20 protein-coding genes and 1 tRNA gene are annotated in these 20,461 nt (G+C 65.8%); 7 read left to right on the top strand and 14 right to left on the bottom strand.

What is annotated here, in order from left to right; all coding sequences use genetic code 11:
* The 4 genes from ACIGJC_RS01790 (at position 1) to ACIGJC_RS01805 (ending at position 3,078) form a co-directional block, all read left to right on the top strand.
* Positions 1–1,356 carry a M16 family metallopeptidase gene (locus tag ACIGJC_RS01790; RefSeq protein ID WP_483711446.1) on the top strand — a complete coding sequence of 452 codons (1,356 nt, stop codon included), beginning with the start codon at positions 1–3 and terminating at the stop codon, positions 1,354–1,356.
* Positions 1,357–1,438: 82 nt separating this feature from the next.
* Complete coding sequence (rsmD, locus tag ACIGJC_RS01795) at positions 1,439–2,083, top strand: 16S rRNA (guanine(966)-N(2))-methyltransferase RsmD (RefSeq protein ID WP_483710324.1); 645 nt, start codon at positions 1,439–1,441, stop codon at positions 2,081–2,083.
* A 179-nt stretch (positions 2,084–2,262) separates the two neighbouring features.
* Entirely contained in the window at positions 2,263–2,748 is a 486-nt protein-coding gene (coaD, locus tag ACIGJC_RS01800; protein WP_211947085.1) for a pantetheine-phosphate adenylyltransferase, read from the top strand.
* A gap of 69 nt (positions 2,749–2,817) precedes the next feature.
* Positions 2,818–3,078: a YfhL family 4Fe-4S dicluster ferredoxin gene (locus tag ACIGJC_RS01805; RefSeq protein WP_153949000.1), complete on the top strand. Its 261-nt coding sequence runs from the start codon at positions 2,818–2,820 to the stop codon at positions 3,076–3,078.
* A 116-nt stretch (positions 3,079–3,194) separates the two neighbouring features.
* Here the strand turns inward: ACIGJC_RS01805 and ACIGJC_RS01810 are convergent, their stop codons facing one another.
* From ACIGJC_RS01810 to ACIGJC_RS01845, 8 genes are all read right to left on the bottom strand, one after another.
* On the bottom strand, positions 3,195–5,051 hold the full coding sequence (locus tag ACIGJC_RS01810) for a PhoX family protein (RefSeq protein ID WP_483710325.1): 1,857 nt from the start codon (positions 5,049–5,051) through the stop codon (positions 3,195–3,197).
* A 225-nt stretch (positions 5,052–5,276) separates the two neighbouring features.
* Positions 5,277–5,873 carry an aminoacyl-tRNA hydrolase gene (gene pth, locus ACIGJC_RS01815; protein WP_483710326.1) on the bottom strand — a complete coding sequence of 199 codons (597 nt, stop codon included), beginning with the start codon at positions 5,871–5,873 and terminating at the stop codon, positions 5,277–5,279.
* Positions 5,874–6,005: 132 nt separating this feature from the next.
* Complete coding sequence (locus ACIGJC_RS01820) at positions 6,006–6,620, bottom strand: 50S ribosomal protein L25/general stress protein Ctc (protein WP_483710327.1); 615 nt, start codon at positions 6,618–6,620, stop codon at positions 6,006–6,008.
* Between the two features lie 131 nt (positions 6,621–6,751).
* Positions 6,752–7,705, bottom strand: coding sequence for a ribose-phosphate pyrophosphokinase (locus ACIGJC_RS01825; protein WP_483710328.1), 954 nt, complete (start codon positions 7,703–7,705; stop codon positions 6,752–6,754).
* A gap of 94 nt (positions 7,706–7,799) precedes the next feature.
* Positions 7,800–7,876, bottom strand: a tRNA-Gln gene (locus tag ACIGJC_RS01830).
* Between the two features lie 59 nt (positions 7,877–7,935).
* Complete coding sequence (gene ispE / locus ACIGJC_RS01835) at positions 7,936–8,814, bottom strand: 4-(cytidine 5'-diphospho)-2-C-methyl-D-erythritol kinase (protein ID WP_483710329.1); 879 nt, start codon at positions 8,812–8,814, stop codon at positions 7,936–7,938.
* Positions 8,811–9,425 (bottom strand): outer membrane lipoprotein LolB, encoded by a 615-nt coding sequence (locus tag ACIGJC_RS01840; RefSeq protein WP_483710330.1) that lies wholly within the window; start codon positions 9,423–9,425, stop codon positions 8,811–8,813. Before ACIGJC_RS01840 ends, ispE begins: the two co-directional genes overlap by 4 nt.
* Positions 9,426–9,508: 83 nt before the next feature.
* Positions 9,509–11,374 carry a tetratricopeptide repeat protein gene (locus tag ACIGJC_RS01845; protein WP_483710331.1) on the bottom strand — a complete coding sequence of 622 codons (1,866 nt, stop codon included), beginning with the start codon at positions 11,372–11,374 and terminating at the stop codon, positions 9,509–9,511.
* A 139-nt stretch (positions 11,375–11,513) separates the two neighbouring features.
* Here ACIGJC_RS01845 and mutM point away from each other — a divergent pair, with 139 nt between their 5' ends.
* The 3 genes from mutM (at position 11,514) to mutY (ending at position 15,836) form a co-directional block, all read left to right on the top strand.
* Positions 11,514–12,368, top strand: coding sequence for a bifunctional DNA-formamidopyrimidine glycosylase/DNA-(apurinic or apyrimidinic site) lyase (mutM, locus tag ACIGJC_RS01850; protein ID WP_483710332.1), 855 nt, complete (start codon positions 11,514–11,516; stop codon positions 12,366–12,368).
* Positions 12,369–12,589: 221 nt separating this feature from the next.
* A complete protein-coding gene (locus ACIGJC_RS01855; RefSeq protein WP_483710333.1) occupies positions 12,590–14,545 on the top strand; it encodes a dynamin family protein in 1,956 nt (651 codons plus the stop codon).
* Positions 14,546–14,648: 103 nt separating this feature from the next.
* Positions 14,649–15,836 (top strand): A/G-specific adenine glycosylase, encoded by a 1,188-nt coding sequence (gene mutY, locus ACIGJC_RS01860; protein WP_483711447.1) that lies wholly within the window; start codon positions 14,649–14,651, stop codon positions 15,834–15,836.
* 24 nt (positions 15,837–15,860) lie between these two features.
* On the opposite strand, the gene ACIGJC_RS01865 is transcribed toward mutY, so the two are convergent.
* From ACIGJC_RS01865 to hpf, 6 genes are all read right to left on the bottom strand, one after another.
* Entirely contained in the window at positions 15,861–16,523 is a 663-nt protein-coding gene (locus ACIGJC_RS01865) for an LON peptidase substrate-binding domain-containing protein (protein WP_483710334.1), read from the bottom strand.
* Between the two features lie 116 nt (positions 16,524–16,639).
* A complete protein-coding gene (gene rapZ / locus ACIGJC_RS01870; protein WP_483710335.1) occupies positions 16,640–17,527 on the bottom strand; it encodes an RNase adapter RapZ in 888 nt (295 codons plus the stop codon).
* 105 nt (positions 17,528–17,632) lie between these two features.
* A complete protein-coding gene (locus ACIGJC_RS01875) occupies positions 17,633–18,004 on the bottom strand; it encodes a PsiF family protein (protein ID WP_483710336.1) in 372 nt (123 codons plus the stop codon).
* Between the two features lie 177 nt (positions 18,005–18,181).
* A complete protein-coding gene (hprK, locus tag ACIGJC_RS01880; RefSeq protein ID WP_483710337.1) occupies positions 18,182–19,153 on the bottom strand; it encodes an HPr(Ser) kinase/phosphatase in 972 nt (323 codons plus the stop codon).
* Positions 19,154–19,230: 77 nt separating this feature from the next.
* Positions 19,231–19,686 (bottom strand): PTS sugar transporter subunit IIA, encoded by a 456-nt coding sequence (locus tag ACIGJC_RS01885; protein WP_483710338.1) that lies wholly within the window; start codon positions 19,684–19,686, stop codon positions 19,231–19,233.
* A 376-nt stretch (positions 19,687–20,062) separates the two neighbouring features.
* A complete protein-coding gene (gene hpf, locus ACIGJC_RS01890; protein WP_483710339.1) occupies positions 20,063–20,416 on the bottom strand; it encodes a ribosome hibernation-promoting factor, HPF/YfiA family in 354 nt (117 codons plus the stop codon).
* Positions 20,417–20,461 lie beyond the last annotated feature (45 nt).

Below are 20,461 nucleotides of genomic sequence, written 5' to 3' on the forward strand. Positions count from 1 at the left end.
ATGAGCGAGTCGACTATTCCTTCGCCGCGCGCGCTGCGCCGGCTGGCAGGCGCGGCGCTGGGCGCGCTCGCGCTGCTGGTCGCGCAAGGCGCGCTGGCCGCCATTCCGATCGAACACTGGACCGCCTCGACCGGGGCCCAGGTGTTCTATGTGCACAGCCCGTCGATCCCGATGCTCGACGTCAATGTCGACTTCGACGCCGGCAGCCGCTATGACCCCGCGGGCAAGGCTGGCCTGGCCACGCTCACGGCGGCGCTGCTCGACAAGGGCGCGGCCGCGCGCAACGGCCAGCCCGCGCGCGACGAGGCGCAGATTGCCGACGCCTTTGCCGATACCGGGGCCGTCTTCGGCGGCGCCGCCGGCGGTGACCGCGGCGGCATCGGCATGCGCACGCTGACCGCGCAGCCGGAGCTCGACCAGTCCGTGGCGCTGGCCATGCAACTGATCCAGGCGCCCACTTATCCGGATGCCGTGGTGGGCCGCGAGAAGCAGCGCCTGGTCAGCGCGATCCGCGAGGCCGACGCCAAGCCGGGCGTGATCGCCGACAAGGCGCTGGCCAAGGCGATGTATCCGGACCACCCGTACGGCGTGTCGGCCACTGCGGCCTCGGTCGAGTCGATCACGCGCGACGACATCGTCAAGTTCTGGCGCGACAACTACGGCGCGTCGCGCGCGGTGGTCACGCTGATCGGCGCGGTCGACCGCAAGCAGGCCGAAGTGATCGCCGAGAAGCTGACCAGCGGCCTGCCGCAGGGCAGTGCGCCGCCGGCCATGCCGCAGGTGCAGATGACCATTCCGGCCAGCGAGCAGCGCGTGCCGCATCCCGCGCAGCAGGCGGCGGTGGTGACTGGCCAGCCGTCGATCGCACGCGGCGATCCGGATTACTTCGCGCTGCTGGTCGGCAACTACGTGCTGGGCGGCGGCGGCTTCAGCTCGCGCCTGACCGATGAGGTGCGAGAGAAGCGCGGACTCACCTACGGTGTGGACAGCTACTTTGCGCCGTCGAAGCAGCCGGGCCCGTTCGGCATCAGCCTGCAGACCAAGAAGGAGCAGACCAACGAGGCGCTGGCGCTGGTCCGGCAGGTGCTGGCCCGCTTCGTCGCCGAAGGCCCGACCGATGCCGAGCTAAAGGCAGCGAAGGACAACCTCATCAACGGCTTCCCGCTGCGCATCGACAGCAACCGCAAGCTGCTGACCAACGTGGCGAATATCGGCTGGTACGGACTGCCGCTCGACTATCTGGACACCTGGACGACGCAGATCGGCAAGGTCACCGGCCAGCAGGTGAAGGCGGCGTTCGGGCGCCATGTCCATCCCGACGCCATGGCTACGGTGATCGTCGGGGGTCCGGAGTGACCGATAGTCCTCTGGCGCCCCTCGCACGCGATCCGCAACGTCTAGGGGTGGCCGAAGCGCCGTCAGGCTCTACAATCACGGGATGAATTCGCGTTCCCGATCTCCATCGCCCGCCGCGAGCGGGCGATCGTCTTCTCCGGCGCCGCGCCAGGCGCCGTCCCAGGTCCGCATCATCGGTGGCCGCTGGAAGCGCACGATGCTGCCCGTGCCCGAAGCGCAAGGGCTGCGGCCCACGCCTGACCGCGTGCGGGAAACCCTGTTCAACTGGCTCGGACAGGACCTTGCCGGCCTGAATTGCCTGGACCTGTTCGCCGGCTCCGGTGCGCTCGGTTTCGAAGCGGCATCGCGCGGTGCGCAGGGCGTCACGCTGGTCGAATTCAACCCGCGCGTGGCCAAGCAGCTCCGGGACAACCAGTACCGGCTCGATGCTTCCCAGATGCGGGTGATGCAAGGCGACGCATTCGCCATTGCGGCACAGATGCCGGACGCGAGCTTCGACGTGATCTTCCTTGACCCGCCCTTTGCCGAGGATTGGCTGCGGCCGGCACTCGAGCATGCGGCGCGGCTCCTGAGGCCCGGCGGCGCCGTGTACGTCGAAACGGACCGTTCGCTGACCGGCGCGGATGCGCCGGTCCCCGCATCGCTGGAGATCGTCCGCCAGGCCCGTGCCGGGGCGGTGCATTTCCACCTGCTACAGCACCGCAGCGCCGGGAACGGTGCAGCTTGATGCATGCGGCGGAGCACGGTGCGATGCGGCAAAAGCACACGTTGACGACTTCCAATTCACGGAATTAGCGTTACACTACGCCGCTGTTATAACGCTCGCGACGCATCAACCACCCGGCGCGGCCGGTAGGTCAGGGCGGTCCGGAAAAGGGCCGGCAGCGGGCAGATCAAGGAGGAAGTATGGCCATCGCGGTCTACCCCGGCACGTTTGATCCCATGACCCGGGGGCACGAGGATCTGGTCCGCCGTGCGTCGAATATTTTCGACGAGCTGGTGGTTGGCGTGGCGCACAGCCCCAACAAGCGCCCGTTTTTCTCGCTCGAAGAGCGCATCAGCATCGCTCGTGAAGTGCTGGGCCACTATCCCAATGTGCGTGTCGAGGGCTTTGCCGGACTGCTCAAGGATTTTGTCCGCAAGAACAACGCACGCGTGATCGTGCGCGGCCTGCGCGCCGTGTCGGATTTCGAGTACGAGTTCCAGATGGCGGGCATGAACCGCTACCTGCTTCCGGACGTGGAAACCATGTTCCTGACGCCGTCCGACCAGTACCAGTTCATCTCCGGCACCTTCGTGCGCGAGATTGCGGTGCTTGGCGGCGATGTCAGCAAGTTCGTGTTCCCGTCGGTGGAGCGCTGGCTGCAAGAGAAAATCGCCAAACCGGAATAAAATACCGGTTTCAGACGCGTCGATTCGCGGCCAGTCCGGGCGCGGGCGCGTCAGCTGGAAGGAAACACCATGGCGCTACTGATCACCGACGACTGCATCAACTGCGACGTTTGTGAACCCGAGTGCCCGAACGAAGCCATTTCGATGGGGCCCGAGATCTATGAAATCGACCCCAACAAGTGCACCGAATGCGTCGGGCATTTCGACGAACCGCAATGCCAGCAGGTCTGCCCGGTCGCCTGCATCCCCAAGGATCCGAACCGGATCGAGACCCATGAGGTGCTGATGCAGCGCTACCGCCTGCTGACGGCCGCCAAGCACGTGGCCTGAATTGCCGCCCCCTACGGGCGACAGGCCGGTACGGCACAAAAAAGCCCCCGCCACCGCAAGGTGGCGGGGGTTTAATTTTCCCCGGTTACTACGGTACTGCCTACAACGCTGCGCGGTCAGGCGCCCATCGGCTTGCCGTCGGGTCGGCGCACCACGATGGTGGACGAGCGCGGCGGCTTGGCCGCATCCGGCCACTTGCCGGTGGGATGCTGGATATTGATGAAACAAGTGGTGAGGTCCGGCGTGTACGCAATGCCGGTAATCTCGCAGCCGGTCGGGCCGGTCAGGAAGCGCTTTGACTGACCGGTCGGCGCAATGTAGTACATGCTGTTGTTGCCGAAGGTGTTGATGTAGCTGGCGCTGGTGCTCGAGTCGGTCTCGACCCACAGGCGGCCCTTCGGGTCCACGCGCAGGCCGTCCGGGCTCGAGAACGTGTCGCCGTTGATATTGCCCTTCAGGTTGGCCGTGGCCAGCGACGGGTCGCCGGCCTGCAGCAGGATGCTCCAGGTGAAGGTGATGGCCAGCGGTGAGCCGCCTGCTTCCCGCCACTGGATGATGTGGCCATGCAGATTGCTTGTGCGCGGGTTGGCGGCGTCGGTCTGTTTGCGTCCGCTGTTGTTCGTCAGCGTGCAATAGATGGATTTGTCCGGCGCCACCGTGATCCACTCGGGACGGTCCATCAGCGTGCCGCCGGCCACGCGCGCGGCCGCCTTGGTGTTGACCAGCACGTCGGCCTGGCTGGTGAAGTCGACCGTGGCCGGGGCGGGCGATGTGGCGAACTGGGTCCAGTTGCCCGGGTCGGAGGCGCCGACGGTCAGGCCGTTCTTGCCCTGCGTCAGCTCCACCCACTGGCCGCTGCCATCGGCGTTGAACCTGGCGACGAACAGCGTGCCGCTGTCCAGCAGGTTGGCGTTGGCGGCGCGGTTGTCCGGGTCGAACGCCTTGGCCGGCACGAATTTGTAGATGCAGCCTGGCGTGCCGTCGTCGCCCATATAGAAGGCGACGTTGTTGCTGGCATCAGCCAGGAAGGCGACGTTCTCATGGTCGAAGCGACCCATGGCGGTGCGCTTGGCCGGGGCGCCGAGCGTGCCGTACGGATCGATTTCGACAACCCATCCGTAACCTTTCTCGTCCTGGGTCGGGTCGAGGTAATTGTCCGTGCTTTCTTCGCAGGTCAGGTACGTGCCCCACGGCGTGTAGCCGCTAGAGCAGTTGTTGAGCATGCCGACCACGGTCGAGCCTACTGCGGACGCGGCCGGGCCGCTCACCCGATACAGCGAGTTGCCGGTGTGGCGCTTGTTGTAGACGGAGCCGCGCTTGACTTGCCAGTTGCCGCTTGCGGCCAGCTCCACCTCGATCAGCGAGATGCCGACGGCCGAAAGCGCGATGCGCTTTTCCTCGGGCGTGGCGGTGCTGGCGTTGTAGATGCCGCCGGCAAACAGGATGTTGTAGTCGGGCAGCTCGTGGTTGATCGCCAGCAGGCCGCCTTTCTGCGGATCGACGCCCGGCAGCGCGAAGTAGTGCATGCCGTCGTGATTGCCGCCTGCCTGGCGCTCGGTTTCGGCCGACGACTGGAAGGCCCCTGCATAGCCCGTGGAACCGGCCTCGACCGGATCGCCCGCGGAGAACAGCACGTCGACGCGGTAGCCGTTGGGCACGACTACGGTATCGGCGATCGACCTGGCCACAGGTTCAAAGGTGACTTCGTAGCTTATTGGGACAGCGTCGGGCGTGACGACCGGCGCGGGAGCAGGTGCCGCTGCAGGTGCCGCTACCGAATCGTCGCCGCCGCCGCACGCGGCCAGCACGCCGCTGCCAAAGGCGGAAGCAAGCGACAGGCCGAGGCCGCCGCGCAGCACCCGGCGGCGTGCCGGATTGGCGGCGACGATGTCCTCAAGCCTCTGGCCGGGCACGTCAACATCGGGCTTGGCGGCACGGCTGGCGGCGCGCGCTGCGTCGGTCAGGTACGACATGGACTTTCTCCTGTGGGGTTTGTCATGTGCGGCCGCCATCCTGTAATGCCGGCCCGCTTGCTGAGCCCGCAATGTAGGTGCTGTCCGTGTAACTCTGATGACAAGATGTCTGCAACAAGAGACCGGATGCGAAACGGATATCGAAATGACAACGGGCCGCTGATGGCGGCCCGTTGTCATTCGTTTTCACGTAGGTGTCGCAGGGCTATGCCTGCGCCGGCTGGATCAACGCGCGGTATGCAACTGCGCCATGGCGCGCTCGGCATCTCCCCTGGCCAGCAGGCCGAGCGGGTCGACGCAGCGATCGATGGCTTCGTCGATTGCCTGCTGCTCTTCCTTGCGCGGCGGCTTGAGCACGAAGTTGACGACATCCTCACGGCCCGCGCCGGCGCCGCCGGGCAGGTTGCGCGGATGCCCCACGCCCAGGCGCAGGCGCCAGAATTCCTGCGTGGTCAGATGCGCGGCGATGTCCTTCAGGCCGTTGTGACCACCCGCGCCGCCGCCGCGCTTGAGCTTGGCGGCGCCCGGCGGCAGGTCCATCTCGTCATGCGCGACCACGATCTCGTCAGGCAGGATCTTGTAGAAGCGGGCCAGCGATACCACGGCCAGGCCAGAGCGGTTCATGAACGTGGACGGCTTGAGCAGCCAGATGTCCTGGTCCCACAGGCGGGCCCGTCCGGCCAGGCCGTGGAAACGGCCTTCCACGCGCAGCGTGGTGCCGCCCATGCGGGCCAGCTGGTCCACCAGCCAGAAGCCGGCGTTGTGGCGGGTAGCCTCGTATTCCGCTCCGGGATTACCTAGGCCGACGATGAGCTTGATCATGCGATGAACTGGATTGGATGGCGGCGGGGTTCATGTCGAACCGCAGCCGCCAAGCATACGCCAAAAAAAACCGCCGGCAGGACCGGCGGTTTTTTCCGTCTTGCGGCCAGGCCGCAATGCCGGGTGGGCAGCTTAGGCAGCCGGCGTTTCGCCTTCGCCTTCAGCGCCTTCGGCGGCCGAAGCGGCACCAGCCGGCAGCGAGATGCTGGCGATGGCCGGGTTTTCGTCGCCGTGGGTCACGACGGTCACGCCCTTCGGCAGCTTCAGGTCAGCCAGGTGCAGGGTCTGGCCCAGCTCCATCGTGCCGACGTCCACTTCGATGAACTCGGGCAGGTCGGCCGGCAGGCACGACACTTCCAGGTCGTTCACGATGTGGTTGACCAGGCCGTGGCCCAGCTTCACGCCAGGAGCGGTTTCCTGGTTCATGAAGTGCAGGGGCACCTTGACGTGGATCTTTTCGCTGGCCGACACGCGCTGGAAATCGACGTGCAGCACCATCGGCTTGAACGGGTGCATCTGGAATGCGCGCAGCAGCGCCTTTTCCGACTTGCCGGCAACTTCCAGGTCCAGGATCGACGAGTGGAAGGCTTCCTTCTTCAGGGCGTGCCACAGTGCGTTGTGATCCAGTTCGATCATCTTCGGGTCGGCGGCGCCGCCGTAGATGATGCCGGGGGTCTTGCCCGAATTGCGCAGGCGGCGGCTCGCACCCGTTCCCTGTACGCTACGCTCGAAAGCGACTACTTTCATGATGACTCCAAAGTAAAGAAGGCTGTCCGCGACCAGACAGCCCTGTTGTGGCGCAATCGAAACTGATGCGCCGGTCACACGCGCTAATTGCCGAAAAACCCGCAATCAGCGCGGCAAAGCCGAAAATTCTATCAGGAACCCGCGAACAGCGACATGATCGAGTCGCCCTTGACGATACGCGTGAAGGTCTCGGCCAGCAGCGGGGCGGTCGACAGCTGGCGGATCTTGCTGCATTTGGCAGCTTCTTCCGACAGCGGGATGGTGTCGCACACCACCACTTCGTCCAGTGCCGAGTCCGCGATGCGGGCAGCCGCGCCGCCGGACAGCACGGGGTGCGTGCAATAGGCGAAAACCTTCAGCGCGCCTCGCTCCTTCAGCACCTGGGCCGCCTTGCAAAGCGTGCCGCCGGTGTCGATCATGTCGTCCATGATCACGCAGTTGCGGCCGTCGACTTCACCGATGATGTTCATCACCTCGGCCACGTTGGCCTTCGGACGACGCTTGTCGATGATCGCCAGGTCGCAGTTCAGTTCCTTGGCCAGCGCACGGGCGCGGACCACGCCGCCGACGTCCGGCGACACGACCAGCAGGTCACCGTAGTTCTTCTCGCGCAGGTCGCCCAGCAGTACCGGGGATGCGTAGATGTTGTCGACGGGGATATCGAAGAAGCCCTGGATCTGGTCGGCGTGCAGGTCCATTGTCAGCACGCGCTCGACACCGGCGACTTCGAGCATGTTGGCCACGACCTTGGCCGAGATCGCGACGCGCGCCGAGCGCGGGCGGCGGTCCTGGCGGGCATAGCCGAAGTAGGGCATGGCCGCGGTGATGCTGCGTGCCGAGGCGCGCTTGAGCGCGTCGACCATCACCATCAGTTCCATCAGGTTGTCGTTGGTCGGCGCGCAGGTGGACTGCAGCACGATGACGTGCTTGCCGCGAACGTTTTCCTGGATATCAACCTGAACTTCGCCGTCTGAGAAACGGCCAACGAGCGCCTTGCCCAGAGGAATGCCGAGGTGCTGTACGACAGCCTCCGCGAGTTTGGGGTTGGCGTTGCCGGTAAATACCATCAAGCCTTCGCTGCTCATTCGGGGCACCTGTCTTGCTGCTGGGGGAGCTTGTAGTCACCGGCAAGGCCGGTAACTGATACTGAGGGTCCGTGAGGACACTATAGGAATGTAATGGCAGGGGAAGAAGGATTCGAACCTTCGAATGCCGGAATCAAAATCCGGTGCCTTGACCAACTTGGCGACTCCCCTACACAACCTTGCTGCTCGTCGTGATACCTGACTGCTGTACCGCGCCGAACCATAACTTGCTATGCGAACGCTGCGAGCGGGTGATGTGCCAGACTGCGCACACACCTGCCATCCCACTCGGGAGGCAACCGCTTCAGGACCTGCTGCGCCGTCTGCTCGTCTGGAAAACGCGCAAACACGCAGGCTCCGGAACCGGTCATCCTTGCATGCTGATTGAACTGCTTCAGCCATTCAAGGGCTCGGGCAACTTCGCCGAACTTCGCCGTTGCTATCGCTTCCAGGTCGTTGCGACCGAAAGAGAATTTGTTTGTGCAAGCAGCGAAGACCGCAATTATGGAGAGGGGGGTGTCCCTTGTCAAGCACTCGTCCGAAAAAATTTCAGACGTCGGCACATGTTGTTTCGGATGGATGATGACGAACCAGCTGTCAGGCAGCTCGACGGGCGTCAGTTCTTCGCCGATGCCTTCGGCGAAGGCGTTCTGCCCGAACACGAAGACGGGCACGTCCGCACCCAGCGTCAGCCCGATGCGCATCAGCTCCGCGCGCGCCAGGCCAAGTCCCCACAGGTGGTTCAGCGCCAGCAGCGTTGTGGCCGCGTCGGAGGAGCCGCCGCCGATGCCGCCGCCCATCGGCAGGATCTTGTCGATCTCGATGTCGGCGCCGTAGTGCGTGCCCGTCGCCCGCTGCAGCGCGCGCGCGGCACGCACGACGAGGTCGGTCTCCGCCGGCACGCCGGGGATGTCCGTGGCGCGCGTCACGATACCGTCGTCGCGGCGCTGGAAATGCAGCGTATCGCACCAGTCCACGAGCTGGAACACCGTCTGCAGCGTGTGGTAGCCATCCGGGCGCCGGCCGGTGACGTGCAGGAACAGGTTGAGCTTGGCCGGCGCCGGGCAATCGCGCAGTTGCGGCGGAGGCAAGTTGGTGGTCCCGGTCAAGGTGTTTCCTCCGGATCGATCACGAGCTTGACCGACAGCGGCGTAGGGCCGCCGTCGCGCTCCAGGTCGATGCGGCGCGGTCGCGCCGTCGTCGTCTGCGCGCTGTCGGGCGCATCCTGCCAGGCCACGTAGCGCACGCTCCAGCCGTCCTGTGCCAGCATGGCGAGGCGCCCCTGGGCATCGCGCGTGGCCTTGGCCGGGCGTCCGGCCGAAGGGCGCCCGTGCAGCCAGTCGCGCATGCCGGCCACCGGCAGCGCAAAGCCGAGCGCGTCCTCGAGCAGGCTGTCGACTTCCGGCGCATTGCGCGGCGGCTTGTTGGGCAGGTCGAGGGTCGCGCCCGAAGGCGTGGCGGTGACGACGGCCAGCGTCTGGCCCAGCGGCGAGAGCAGGTCAAGGCGAACGTTGCGGCCCTGTTCCTCCCAGCGGAAGCTGCCCTGCACCCCTTCGTCGCGGCCATAGCGAACGTAGTTTGCGGAAAAGCGGCCGGTGTAGTGTCGGCTTGCGGCGGTTTCGCCGGCATCGAAGCCGCGCGAAGGCGCGACACTGGCGCAGGCTGCCAGCAGCATGGGCGCGCCAAGGCAAAGCAGGGCCAGGCGGCGGGATCGGTTCATGTTCGGCATTCAGGAAAGCGGGGCCGCCCTGGTGGGACGGCCCGCGACAGATGGCGCGGCCGGTCGCATGGACCGGCCCGGGCTTACTTGGACAGCAGGACGTTGTAGCGGCGCAGGGTATCGACCAGGATTTCGTTTTCCGGCTCGATCTTGGCGGCTTCGGTCCATGTCTTGCGGGCTTCGTCGCGCTCGCCGAGCTGCCACAGCACTTCGCCCAGGTGCGCGCCGATCTCGGCCTCGGGCGCCTTGGCATAGGCGTTCTTGAGCAGCTCCGCCGCCGGCTGCAGCTCGCCCATGCGGAATTTCACCCAGGCCAGGCTATCCATGATGTACGGATCATCCGGCCCGAGTTCAGAGGCGCGCTCGAGCAGCTTGCGCGCTTCGGGCAGGCGCACATTGCGGTCCGCCAGCGAATAGCCGAGCGCGTTGTACCCCTGCTTCTGCTCCGGCTGCAGCGCGATCACGCGCAACAGCCCCTTCTCCATGCTGTCGTAGCGCTTCTGGCGCTCGTCCAGCATGGCCAGCTCGTAGATCCAGTCCGCATTGTCCGGCTCCGCCGTGATGCGTTCGTCGAGCACCTTGCGGGCGCGGTCGTAGGACTTGGTCTCCATCAGCGTAGCGACCTCGGCCTGGCGGATAGCCATCATGCGCTGCGAGCGCTGGGCCGGATCGGGGATGTCCTCGGCGTCGCTGAGCATGTCTCCGAAGATGGCCTGGGCATCGTCGAGCTTGCCCATGCGCGCGAGCAACTGCGCGCGCTTGGCCGCGGCGGCCGGAGCGAGGCGGCTGTCCTCGATGCGTTCCAGCCACTGGATCGCACCCGCGTAGTCCTTGCGCTCTTCGGCAATCTGCGCCAGGTACTGGAAGGCGATGTCCGGATTGGCTGTCGGCACCTTCTCGGCGAGCTGCAGGTACTCCGTCAGGTATTGCTCGGCTTCGCCAAATTCCTTGGCCTGGAGGCTGGTCAGGCCCAGTGCGAGCGGCACGCGCGGGTCGTTTGGCGCAACCTTGCGCAGCGTCTCGAATTCCTGGCGCGCGGCCGGCATGTCATTGCGCATCAGGTACAGGCGCGCCAGCGTGATGTGGCCGCTGACCGAGCGCGGCGACTTGTCGAGGAAGCGGCGCAGGCCGGCAATCGCCTTGTCGGGCTCGCTCTCGGCGCGCAATTCGGCTGCCATCAGCGCCGCCGGCTCGAAATCGGGGCGCAGCCGCAGCGCTTCATCGAGCGCCGCAAGCGCGGCTGGCATGTTGCCCGCGATCTCCTGTGCCCGGGCAATGGCAAGCTGCGTTTCGGGCAGCCGCGCATCGTCACGGGTCAGCTCCTGCAGCAGCGCCGCGGCGCCCGCGGGATCGCTCGTGCGCGACATCTGCTGTTGAAGCTGGAGGATGCCCTCGGCACGATGGTTGGCGGGCACGCCGGCCAACTGCTGGACCAGCAGCGGCCGTGCGTCGCTCCAGCGCCCATTGAGCACCAGCAGGGTCGAGAGCACCTGGCGCGCCGCCGGCGAGCCGGGCGCGATGTCGCTCCACAGCCGCGCGGCGTCGAGCGCCTGCTGCGGGATGCGCGCATTGAAGGCGATCTCCGTCGCGCGCTGGGCAAAGCGCGGGTCACGCGTGGAGCGGGCCAGTTCGACATAAGTCCGATAGGCCGGGCCGACCAGGCCGCGCTGCAGCGAGATCTCGGCAGCCATCACGCTGTACATGATGTCGCCGGTGAGCGATATGTTCGGCAGCGTGACGCCGGCGGGCGACTTGTCGGGCTGCGCCGGCGCGGCCTGGACCGCGCCGAGCGCGCCAAGTGCCAGGCAGGCGCCGGCGATCAGGGACCGGATGTGGCGCCCGGTACTGGCCGCCGACCGAGCGGACATGCCTGGGCGCACAGTGATGGCCTTCGCGGGGAAGTCCATGGCAGCGGGTCTCGCAACGGGATCCGGAAAAAGTTCCGACATGTGATGATTGCTCCGGCGCGTTCAGGCGTTCGAATGATAGGGGCATTGTAGCCTGCCGCTACAATGCGCTGCTTGCCGGCGCAGCAAGGCGTGCGCGCTTCCGGCAGGAGTTTGGAGCGGTAACCAACGGAGAGGTTCGATGCCTGAATTGCCGGAGGTCGAAGTGACCCGGCGCGGCCTGCTGCCGCATGTGGTGGGGCGGCGTATTGCCGACGTGATCGTGCGCCATCGCGGCTTGCGCTGGCCGATCGACGACGACCTGGAGGCACGCCTGGCCGGACGCCTGGTGCAGCGTATCGAGCGGCGGGGCAAGTACCTGCTGCTGGAGTGCGTCGATGAAGCCACGGGCGATGCCGGCTGGTTGCTGGTCCACCTGGGCATGACCGGGACGCTGCGCGTGCTGCCCGATGCGCCGGCCGCCGGCATCCACGACCACCTGGACCTGGCGCTGGACGATGCCGGCGGGAACCGCATCGTGCTGCGTTTTCGCGATCCGCGCCGTTTCGGCGCCGTGCTCTGGAGCCCGCTGAGCGAGGCCATGCTGCCCGGACACCCGCTTCTGCGCGGGCTCGGCATTGAGCCGTTCGATCCGCATTTCGGCGGCGGCTGGCTGCACCGCCATACGCGCGGGCGTTCCGCGGCGATCAAGACCGTGCTGCTGGCCGGCAATATCGTGGTGGGAGTGGGCAATATCTACGCCTCCGAAAGCCTGTTCCGCGCGGGCATCCGCCCGACCACGCCGGCCGGCCGGCTGAGCCTGGCGCGCTGCGAACGGCTGGCGCTGGCGGTGCGCGAAACGCTGGCGCAGGCCATCGAACGCGGTGGCAGCACGCTGCGCGACTTTGTCGGCAGCGACGGCGCGAGCGGCTATTTCCAGCTCGACTGCTTTGTCTACGACCGCGCCGGAGAGCCTTGCCGGATCTGCGGCACGCCGGTGCGGCAGATCGTCCAGGGCCAGCGTTCGACTTTCTACTGTACGCACTGCCAGCATTGAATCGCGGCGCCCCTGGCGGCCGAGGGGAGCGTCCTGCCGGGTGTCGATGGCTCGGCGCAACACTCTGCGGCCAAGGGGCGCGAATTCCACAAAAGCGCCACAAAAGCGCCCCGGAAACCTGTATCTTGTGCGCAGTCATAGAAAGTTACAAAAACACCGCACGCTTGCAAAGTCGGCACTTGCGCCAGATTGCCGGACAGGAACCCAGCCGAACCGCCGCCATGACCACGCTCGCACAACAATTTGAACAATACGGCGCCTGGAGAACCGGGGTACTCCAGTCGCTGACCGAATTCCAGTCGTGGCTGCAGCAGCACGACCTCTACGACGCGACCGCCGAAGAGCGCGTGCAGCGCATCCAGAGCGTGCTGCGCAGCGACCGGCTCAAGGTCGCCTTCATTGCCGAGTTCTCCCGCGGCAAGAGCGAACTGATCAACGCCATCTTCTTCGCCGACTACGGGCGCCGCATCCTGCCGTCATCGGCCGGACGCACCACCATGTGCCCGACGGAGCTGCGCTACGACGAGCACGAGCCGCCCAGCATCCGCTTGTTGCCGATCGAAACCCGGCTGCAGGAGGCCTCGACCGCTGATTTCCTGGAGGCTGGCACATCGGCCTCGCACTGGCACTCGGTGCCGCTGGACCCGTCATCGCCCGAGGGCATGCTGGCGGCGTTCCAGCATGTGGTCGAGACCATCCGCGTGCCGCCGGCCCAGGCCGAAGCGCTGGGCCTGTACCACGAGGAAGACCCGGACGCCGCCTATGCGGTGGATGCCGAAGGCATGGTCGAGATCTCGCGCTGGCGCCACGCGGTCATCAATTTCCCGCATCCGCTGCTGCGCCAGGGGCTGGTGATCCTCGATACGCCGGGACTGAACGCGATCGGCACCGAGCCTGAGCTGACGCTGCGCCTGATCCCGGATGCACACGTGGTGGTGTTCGTGCTGGCCGCGGACGCCGGCGTGACCAAGAGCGACCTGGAACTCTGGCGCGGGCACGTGGGCGCCGGCCATCGCCGCGGCTGCCTGGCCGTACTCAACAAGATCGACGGCTTGTGGGACCCGCTGAAGTCGCAGGGCGAGATCGCGAAGGAGATCTCGGGCCAGGTCACCTCGACGGCGCAGGTGCTCGGCATCGAGCAGGGGCGCGTCTATCCGGTGTCGGCGCAGAAGGGCCTGGTGGCCAAGGTCACGCATGACCAGACGCTGCTGGCACGCAGCGGCCTGCCGAATTTCGAGCACGTGCTGTCCGACCAGCTGATTCCGCGCCGGCGCGAGATCGTCGCCGACCAGGTCCATCGCTCGGTGCAGGACATGGCGCGCGGCGCGCAGCAACTGCTGCAGAGCCGCCGACGCGACATCGTCGAACAGCTGTTCGAACTGCGCGGCCTGCGTGGCAAGAACCACGCGATGGTCAAGCACATGCTGATGCGCGTGCAGAGCGAGAAGGAAGAGTTCGAGCAGAGCATCAGCAAGTTCCAGGCGTTGCGGCTGGTGTTTGGCCGCCACAGCGCGGACATCATCAAGAGCCTGCAACTGCGCGACGTGCGCCGCACCATGCGCGACGCGCGCGAGCAGATGAAGGAACGCTTCTTCTCGCGCGGCCTGCGCGAAGACATGGACGCGCTGTTCGCGCGGCTGACCACGCTGATCACCGACGCGGATAACAAGATCGGCCAGCTGCACCAGCTCATCGACAGCATGTACCGGCGCTTCAATGCCGAGCATGGCTTCACGCTGCCGGCGCCGATGCAGTTCGTGACCTCGCGCTATGTCGCCGAACTCGGCGAGATCCTGCAGCTCGTGCAGTCGCACTTCGGCGCGGTCAGCATGCTGACGCGCTCGAGGCCAAACCTGGTGCAGGGCGCGTTCGACACCATGGCCAGCCGCGTGCTGGAGAATTTCCGTGACCTGAACCGTGATATCGAAGTCTGGCTCAAGTCCGTGATGACGCCGCTGGAAGCGCAGGTACGCGAGCATCAGAAGCAGCTGCGCCGCCGTGTCGATTCGATCGAACGCATCCACGAGGCCACCGACACGCTGGAAAGCCGGATCGCCGACCTGGAAGAAGTGCTCAACGGCCTGGACGAACGCAGCGGGCGCATCGAGGCACATATCCAGCGCATCATCCGTCCGGGCGGGACTGACACAAAGGGCGCGCAGCTCGCCGTCGCCTGATCCCGGGCCGGGCGGTATATCATGTGGCGCCGCCTTCGAGCGGCGCTTTTTCTATTGCGCGGCCCGTTTGCCTGCCGTGCGATTCATGCGCCTGATTGTCCCGATGCCCCGCAAGTCCGCCCCGGCTGTCTCGTCCGCCACCGTCAACGCCAATGCCGCGTTGCAGTCCGACATCCATGTCCCCGCCGACTTCGGCGCGCGCGTGGTCGACTGGCAGCGCGTGCACGGCCGGCACGACCTGCCGTGGCAGAACACGCGCGACCCGTACCGGATCTGGCTGTCGGAGATCATGCTGCAGCAGACGCAGGTGAGCGCGGTCATCGACTACTTCCAGCGCTTTATCGCGGAGCTTCCGACCGTGCAGGCGCTGGCCGCCGCGCCTGCGGACCAGGTGATGGCGCTGTGGGCAGGGCTGGGCTACTACTCGCGCGCGCGCAACCTGCACCGTTGCGCCATGCAGGTCGTCAGCGAGCATGGTGGCCGGTTTCCAACCGATCCCGCCGTGCTGGCCACGCTGCCCGGCATTGGCCGCTCCACCGCGGCGGCGGTGGCGGCCTTCAGCGCGGGCGTGCGATCGCCGATCCTCGACGGCAACGTCAAGCGCGTCTTTGCGCGCGTCTTCGGCATTCACGGCCATCCGGGCGAGCGCGCCATCGAAAAACGCATGTGGGAACTGGCAGAGGCCGCGTTGCCCGCGGCCGGGCCGTGCCAGGCGGACGATATGGTGGCCTACACGCAAGGCCTGATGGACCTGGGCGCAACCGTCTGTTCGCGCGGCAAGCCGGCATGCCTGGCCGATGCCGCGGCTTGCCCGCTGTCGGCGGACTGCGTGGCGCGCCGCGATGGCCTGACCGGGACGTTGCCAACACCCAAGCCGCGCGCGGCGATACCGGAGCGCAGTACCGTGATGGTCATGGTGCGCCATGGCCGCGACGTGCTGCTGCAGCTTCGCCCGGACAGCGGTGTCTGGGGCGGCCTGTGGAGCCTCCCCGAAATGCCCGTGGCAACGGTGCCGTTCGATGCGGAACTCGCGGAGGACGATGCGCTGGGCTATGCGCGCGCCTTCGGACAACCCGCGCGCGCGGCGCTGGCGGGCGAACTGGTCCATGTCTTTACGCATTTCCGGCTGCAGATCCGAGCGATCCGGGTCGACATGGCCGCGCTGTCGCTGCGTAAAACCGATTCGGGGCCGGCCCAGAGATGGCTTTCGCTCGATGATCTCGACGCGCTCGGCACGCCGGCACCGGTGCGCAAGCTGCTCGAACTGCAGGCCCGCGGCGGCCTGTTCTGAGTCGCGCTCGGCGAACGGGACTGGCTACACCATGTGGTGCTGCCGCATGTAGCGGTGCACGATCTCGATGCGCATGCCCGCGTCGGGCAGTTCCATCAGCATCTGCTTGGCCTTGAGCGGCACCGGCAGCAGTTCGCACAGGCGGTTGGTGACCCAGCTTGGGTCGTCCCACAGGTAGGGCTCGGCAACCGGCATGCGATCGGGCTGCTCGGCATGCAGCCGCGTGACGATCCGGCGCAGCACCGTCAGGCATTCGCCCAGCAGTTCCAGCTTGCAGTCGATGATGTCCGCGGGCAGCAGCTCGGCGCTGGCCACGATCAGGCCGTCGTCGCGCTTATGGTGCTCGAGCACGCGGAAGCGCTGCCGTCCGCGCGTTTCGATCAGCAGCACGCCAAGCTGCTCCATATTGCAATCGATGATCTCGGCCAGGCAACCGATCGATTCCGGCACGGTTGGCTTGCCCGAGCGCGCGACTTCCTCGCCACTGGCGATCAGGCATACGCCGAACGGCGACGCGTCGCGCAGGCAATTGCGCACCATGTCCACATAGCGCTTCTCGAATACGCGCAGCGGCAGGCGGCCATCCGGGAACAGCACCGTGTGCAGCGGAAAGAGTGGCAGGTTGTCCAGCGTCGGCGGCGTCGCGTCGACGGGGGCGGTGTGGCGGAGAAGGTCTGTCGAGGACATGCGATGGCTGGTGTTCCACTGGATCGGGGAAACCGGCCGCCGGATCGGGCGCGGCGACCGCCATGCTGCCAGGCTTGACGTACCTGGCGACACGGGAAAACCACGCACGCAGGCCGCTATGCCGCCGGCGCGAGTTCCCGGTGTCTCACCAGCACATTACCATGCGCGCGGAAATAGTTGGCGAGCCTTTCCGCAATATAGACCGAACGGTGCTGTCCGCCGGTACAGCCGATGGCGACGGTCAGATAGCTGCGGTTATCCGCAATGAAGCTCGGCAGCCACTTTTCGACATAGGCGCGGATGTCTTCGGCCATGGCCAGCACCATCGGCTGGGCCTGGAGGAAGTCGATCACCGGGGCATCGCGGCCGGTCAGCGGGCGCAGCGCCAGGTCGTAGTAAGGGTTGGGCAGCGAGCGCACGTCGAAGACCATGTCGGCGTCGCTGGGCACGCCGTGCTTGAAGCCGAACGACTCGAACAGCAGCGTCAGACGCTGGCTGTCCTCGCGGATCAGTTCCTTGATCCAGCTGCGCAGCGTATTGGTGCGCACGTTGCTGGTGTCGATGCGGTGCGCGGACTCGGCCAGGGGGCTGAGCAGTTCGCGCTCCATCTCGATGGCTTCCATCAGCCCGCGGTCATTGAACGCCGCCCGTTCTTCCTCGGAGCGGGGCGCGCCGTTGGTCAGAATCGACAGCGGATGGCGGCGACGCGTTTCCGAATAGCGCTGCACCAGTGCGTCGGTACTGGCCGTGAGGAACACGACCTCGACCTGATGGGTCTCCGCCAGTTGGCGAACCGTGTCGGGCAGGTGGTCCAGCGATTCGCGGCTGCGGATATCGGTGGCGACGCCGAGGTGCGTATAGCCCTCGGCCGCAAGATAGCGGGCCAGGTCGGGGATGAATTGGGCCGGCAGGTTATCGACGCAGTAGTAGCCTGCATCTTCAAGCACGTTCAGTGCGACGGATTTGCCGGAGCCGGAGATGCCGGTGATGAGGATGATGCGCATAGCATCGGAAGCATAGCATCCGGAAGTGGCCACGTCATGACAGGGGCCGCGCTGACAAAAATGGCGAACCGCGCGGTTCGCCATTTTGTCCGGATCGGCAGCCGATTACTTCGACAGGCATTCCTTCATGAAGGACTTGTATTCGTCGCCCTTCTTGCCCTTGCCTTCCTTGCTGCAGGCCGACATCTTTTCCTGCTGGGTCTTGGTCGGCTGCACGCCCTTGGCCGAGAGGCACTGCTTCATGAAGGCCTTGCGATCGTCGCCTTTCTTGCCGGCGGCCTGATCGTTGCAGTCCTTCATCTTCTGCTGCTGCGCGGTGGGCGCCTTGGCGGCGGATGCCGGTACGGCCTTGTCTCCGGGGCCCGGCGCGGCCGGCATGGCGGGCGCTGCAGGCGTGGTTTGGGTGGCGGGCTGTGCCATTGCGCCGGTGGCCAGCAGCGGCGTTACCAACACACACATCGCGATCAGTTTCTTCATGCTTGCTCTCCTGGCTGTGGAAAACTTCATGGCCGCTTTTCGCCACCCTCACAGTGAACGCTGCGGCTCCGGACTGGGCTCGATGCCCATTACAGCACAAAACGGAAGATATCCCCACCGCGTTGACTTATTTGTCAACGCCGATGTAAGCAATTGAAAACGTGTCGCGATGCCCGCTCAGAGCAGGCGGCCTTGCCCGCGCGAGACCGCATCGGCCTGCATCGCGGCGCGCTGGCGATCCATGAAATCGCGCAGCGTATCGATGCCGCGCAGGCGCAGGATGGTGTTGCGCACGGCGGCCTCGACCAGCACGGCGAGGTTTCGGCCGGCCGCCACCTGGATCTTGACCATATGGATCGGCAAGCCCAGTACGTCGAGGTACTGTGAATCGAGCGGCAGCCGTTCGAACTCGCCATCATTGCGGCGCACCAACTGGACCACCAGCTTCATCTTCATCTTCCGCCGCACGGCGGTCTCGCCGAAGATGGTCTTGATGTCGAGCAGGCCCAGGCCACGTACTTCGAGCAGGTTCTGCAGCAGCGGCGGACAGCGGCCTTCAATGAAATCCGGTCCCAGGCGCACGAAATCCACCGCGTCGTCGGCCACCAGGCCGTGGCCGCGCGAGATCAGCTCCAGGCCGAGTTCGCTCTTGCCCAGGCCAGACTCGCCCATGACCAGCACGCCCATGCCGAGGATGTCGAGGAACACGCCGTGCATGGTCACGCGCGGCGCGGAGATTCGCGACAGGTACAGCCGCAGGTGGTCGATGACCGCCGCCGAGGAAACCGGCGTGGTGAACAGCGGCGTGGACGAGCGCGTGCAGCGCAGTTCCAGGTCCGGCGGCGGCTCCATGCCGTCGGCCACGACCAGGAACGGCGGCTCGAGCAGGATCAGCTCGCCCATCTGGCGCTTGCGGGTCTCGTCGTCGAGGCGCTGGTAATAGGTGATTTCGGGCTTGCCGAGCACCTGGATCCGGTTCGGGTGGATCAGGTTCAGGTGGCCGACCAGGTCCGCGGCCGAGGTGGCCTCGCGGGCAAACTCCACGTCGAAGGCGCGATCCGCACCCTCCAGGCCAGCCACCCACGAGAGTTTGATGTCGGCTGCGTTGTCGTCGAAGATCGACTGGGAGGTGACGCCGGTGAGTTCCATGCGTGATGACTTTCGGGGCGGGGGGGACTGTGCCGGACTTTACGATTGTCCGGTCTGTTGCCAGCCCAGGGGAGGGGTCAGGGATGCCACTGCGTCAGAAGTTCATGGACCGCGTCCGGCGTGGCCAGGGTTGCCAGGCCTTCGCGCATGTCGCGATCCGACAGCAATTGGGCGATTTCGGAAAGAATCTCGAGATGCTGCTGCGTAGCCTGTTCCGGCACCAGCAGGAAGATCAGCAGCGAGACGGGCTTGCCATCCGGCGATTCGAACGGGATCGGCTCGGCCAGCCGCATGAAGGCAGCCAGCGGTTGCTTCAGCCCCTTGATGCGCCCGTGCGGAATGGCCACGCCCGCGCCCAGACCGGTCGAACCCAGGGACTCGCGCGCGAACAGGTTGTCGGTCACGGTCGCCCGCGCCACGCCATGGTTGTTCTCGAATAGGAGCCCGGCTTGCTCGAATACACGCTTCTTGCTGGTGACGCTGACGTCGAGATTGATGTTGCCGGGTGGCAGCAGTTTGGCCAAACGATTCATGGGCGATGCGAGGATTTCAGTTAGCAGGCAGATCGGACTGCTCAGCCCGGAAACGAAGTGGGGCCGGGTTGCGGCCACGCCATGGCTTACCAAGCGTTCGGCCATTATAGAGCAGCGTCTCCCCTGTTCTTGTGCAATGCAGCGCCCTGTATGGCCTGGTCCGTGCTGGCGCCGCCACACCTGGGTACGGTGCTCGCGCCGGAGTCGCTACGCGCTATGTCTTGGAGAGCATACACCGTGCTGCGCCAGTTGCGAACACTTGTGTCCAGGACACGCGCAAGGCCAGGGCTACAGATGCAAAAAAGCCGCGCTACATGGCGCGGCTTGCTTTATCAGTCCTGTTTTCAGTGCCCAGCCTTGCGACTGGCAGGCTTGATTATTGCTGCTGTAGTTGAGCCTCGGCCATCTGGTACTTGACCGCTTCACGGTCGTGGCCTTGCACGCGATCCTTGTAGCGAATCACCTGGCGGTCCAGCTTGTCGACGAGTGCGTCGATGGCCGCATACAGGTCTTCGTGATGGGCTTCCACAAAAATGTCCTTGCCCCGAAGGTGCAAATTGATTTCCGCGTACTGACGCCTGTCCTTTTCCTTGTGATTGTCGACTGAGAGTAGCACGCTGACGCCAATGACTTGATCGAAATGCCTGACGATACGCTCCAGCTTCGTTTCCACGTACTCACGCAGCGGAGGCGTGATGTCCAGGTGGTGTCCACTGATCTTGAAGTTCATAGCGCTTCTCCTTCTGAAAGAGCTGCACCAGGCAGGCGGTGCAAC

It is taken from the genome of Cupriavidus sp. C3SS-1 (assembly GCF_057073755.1).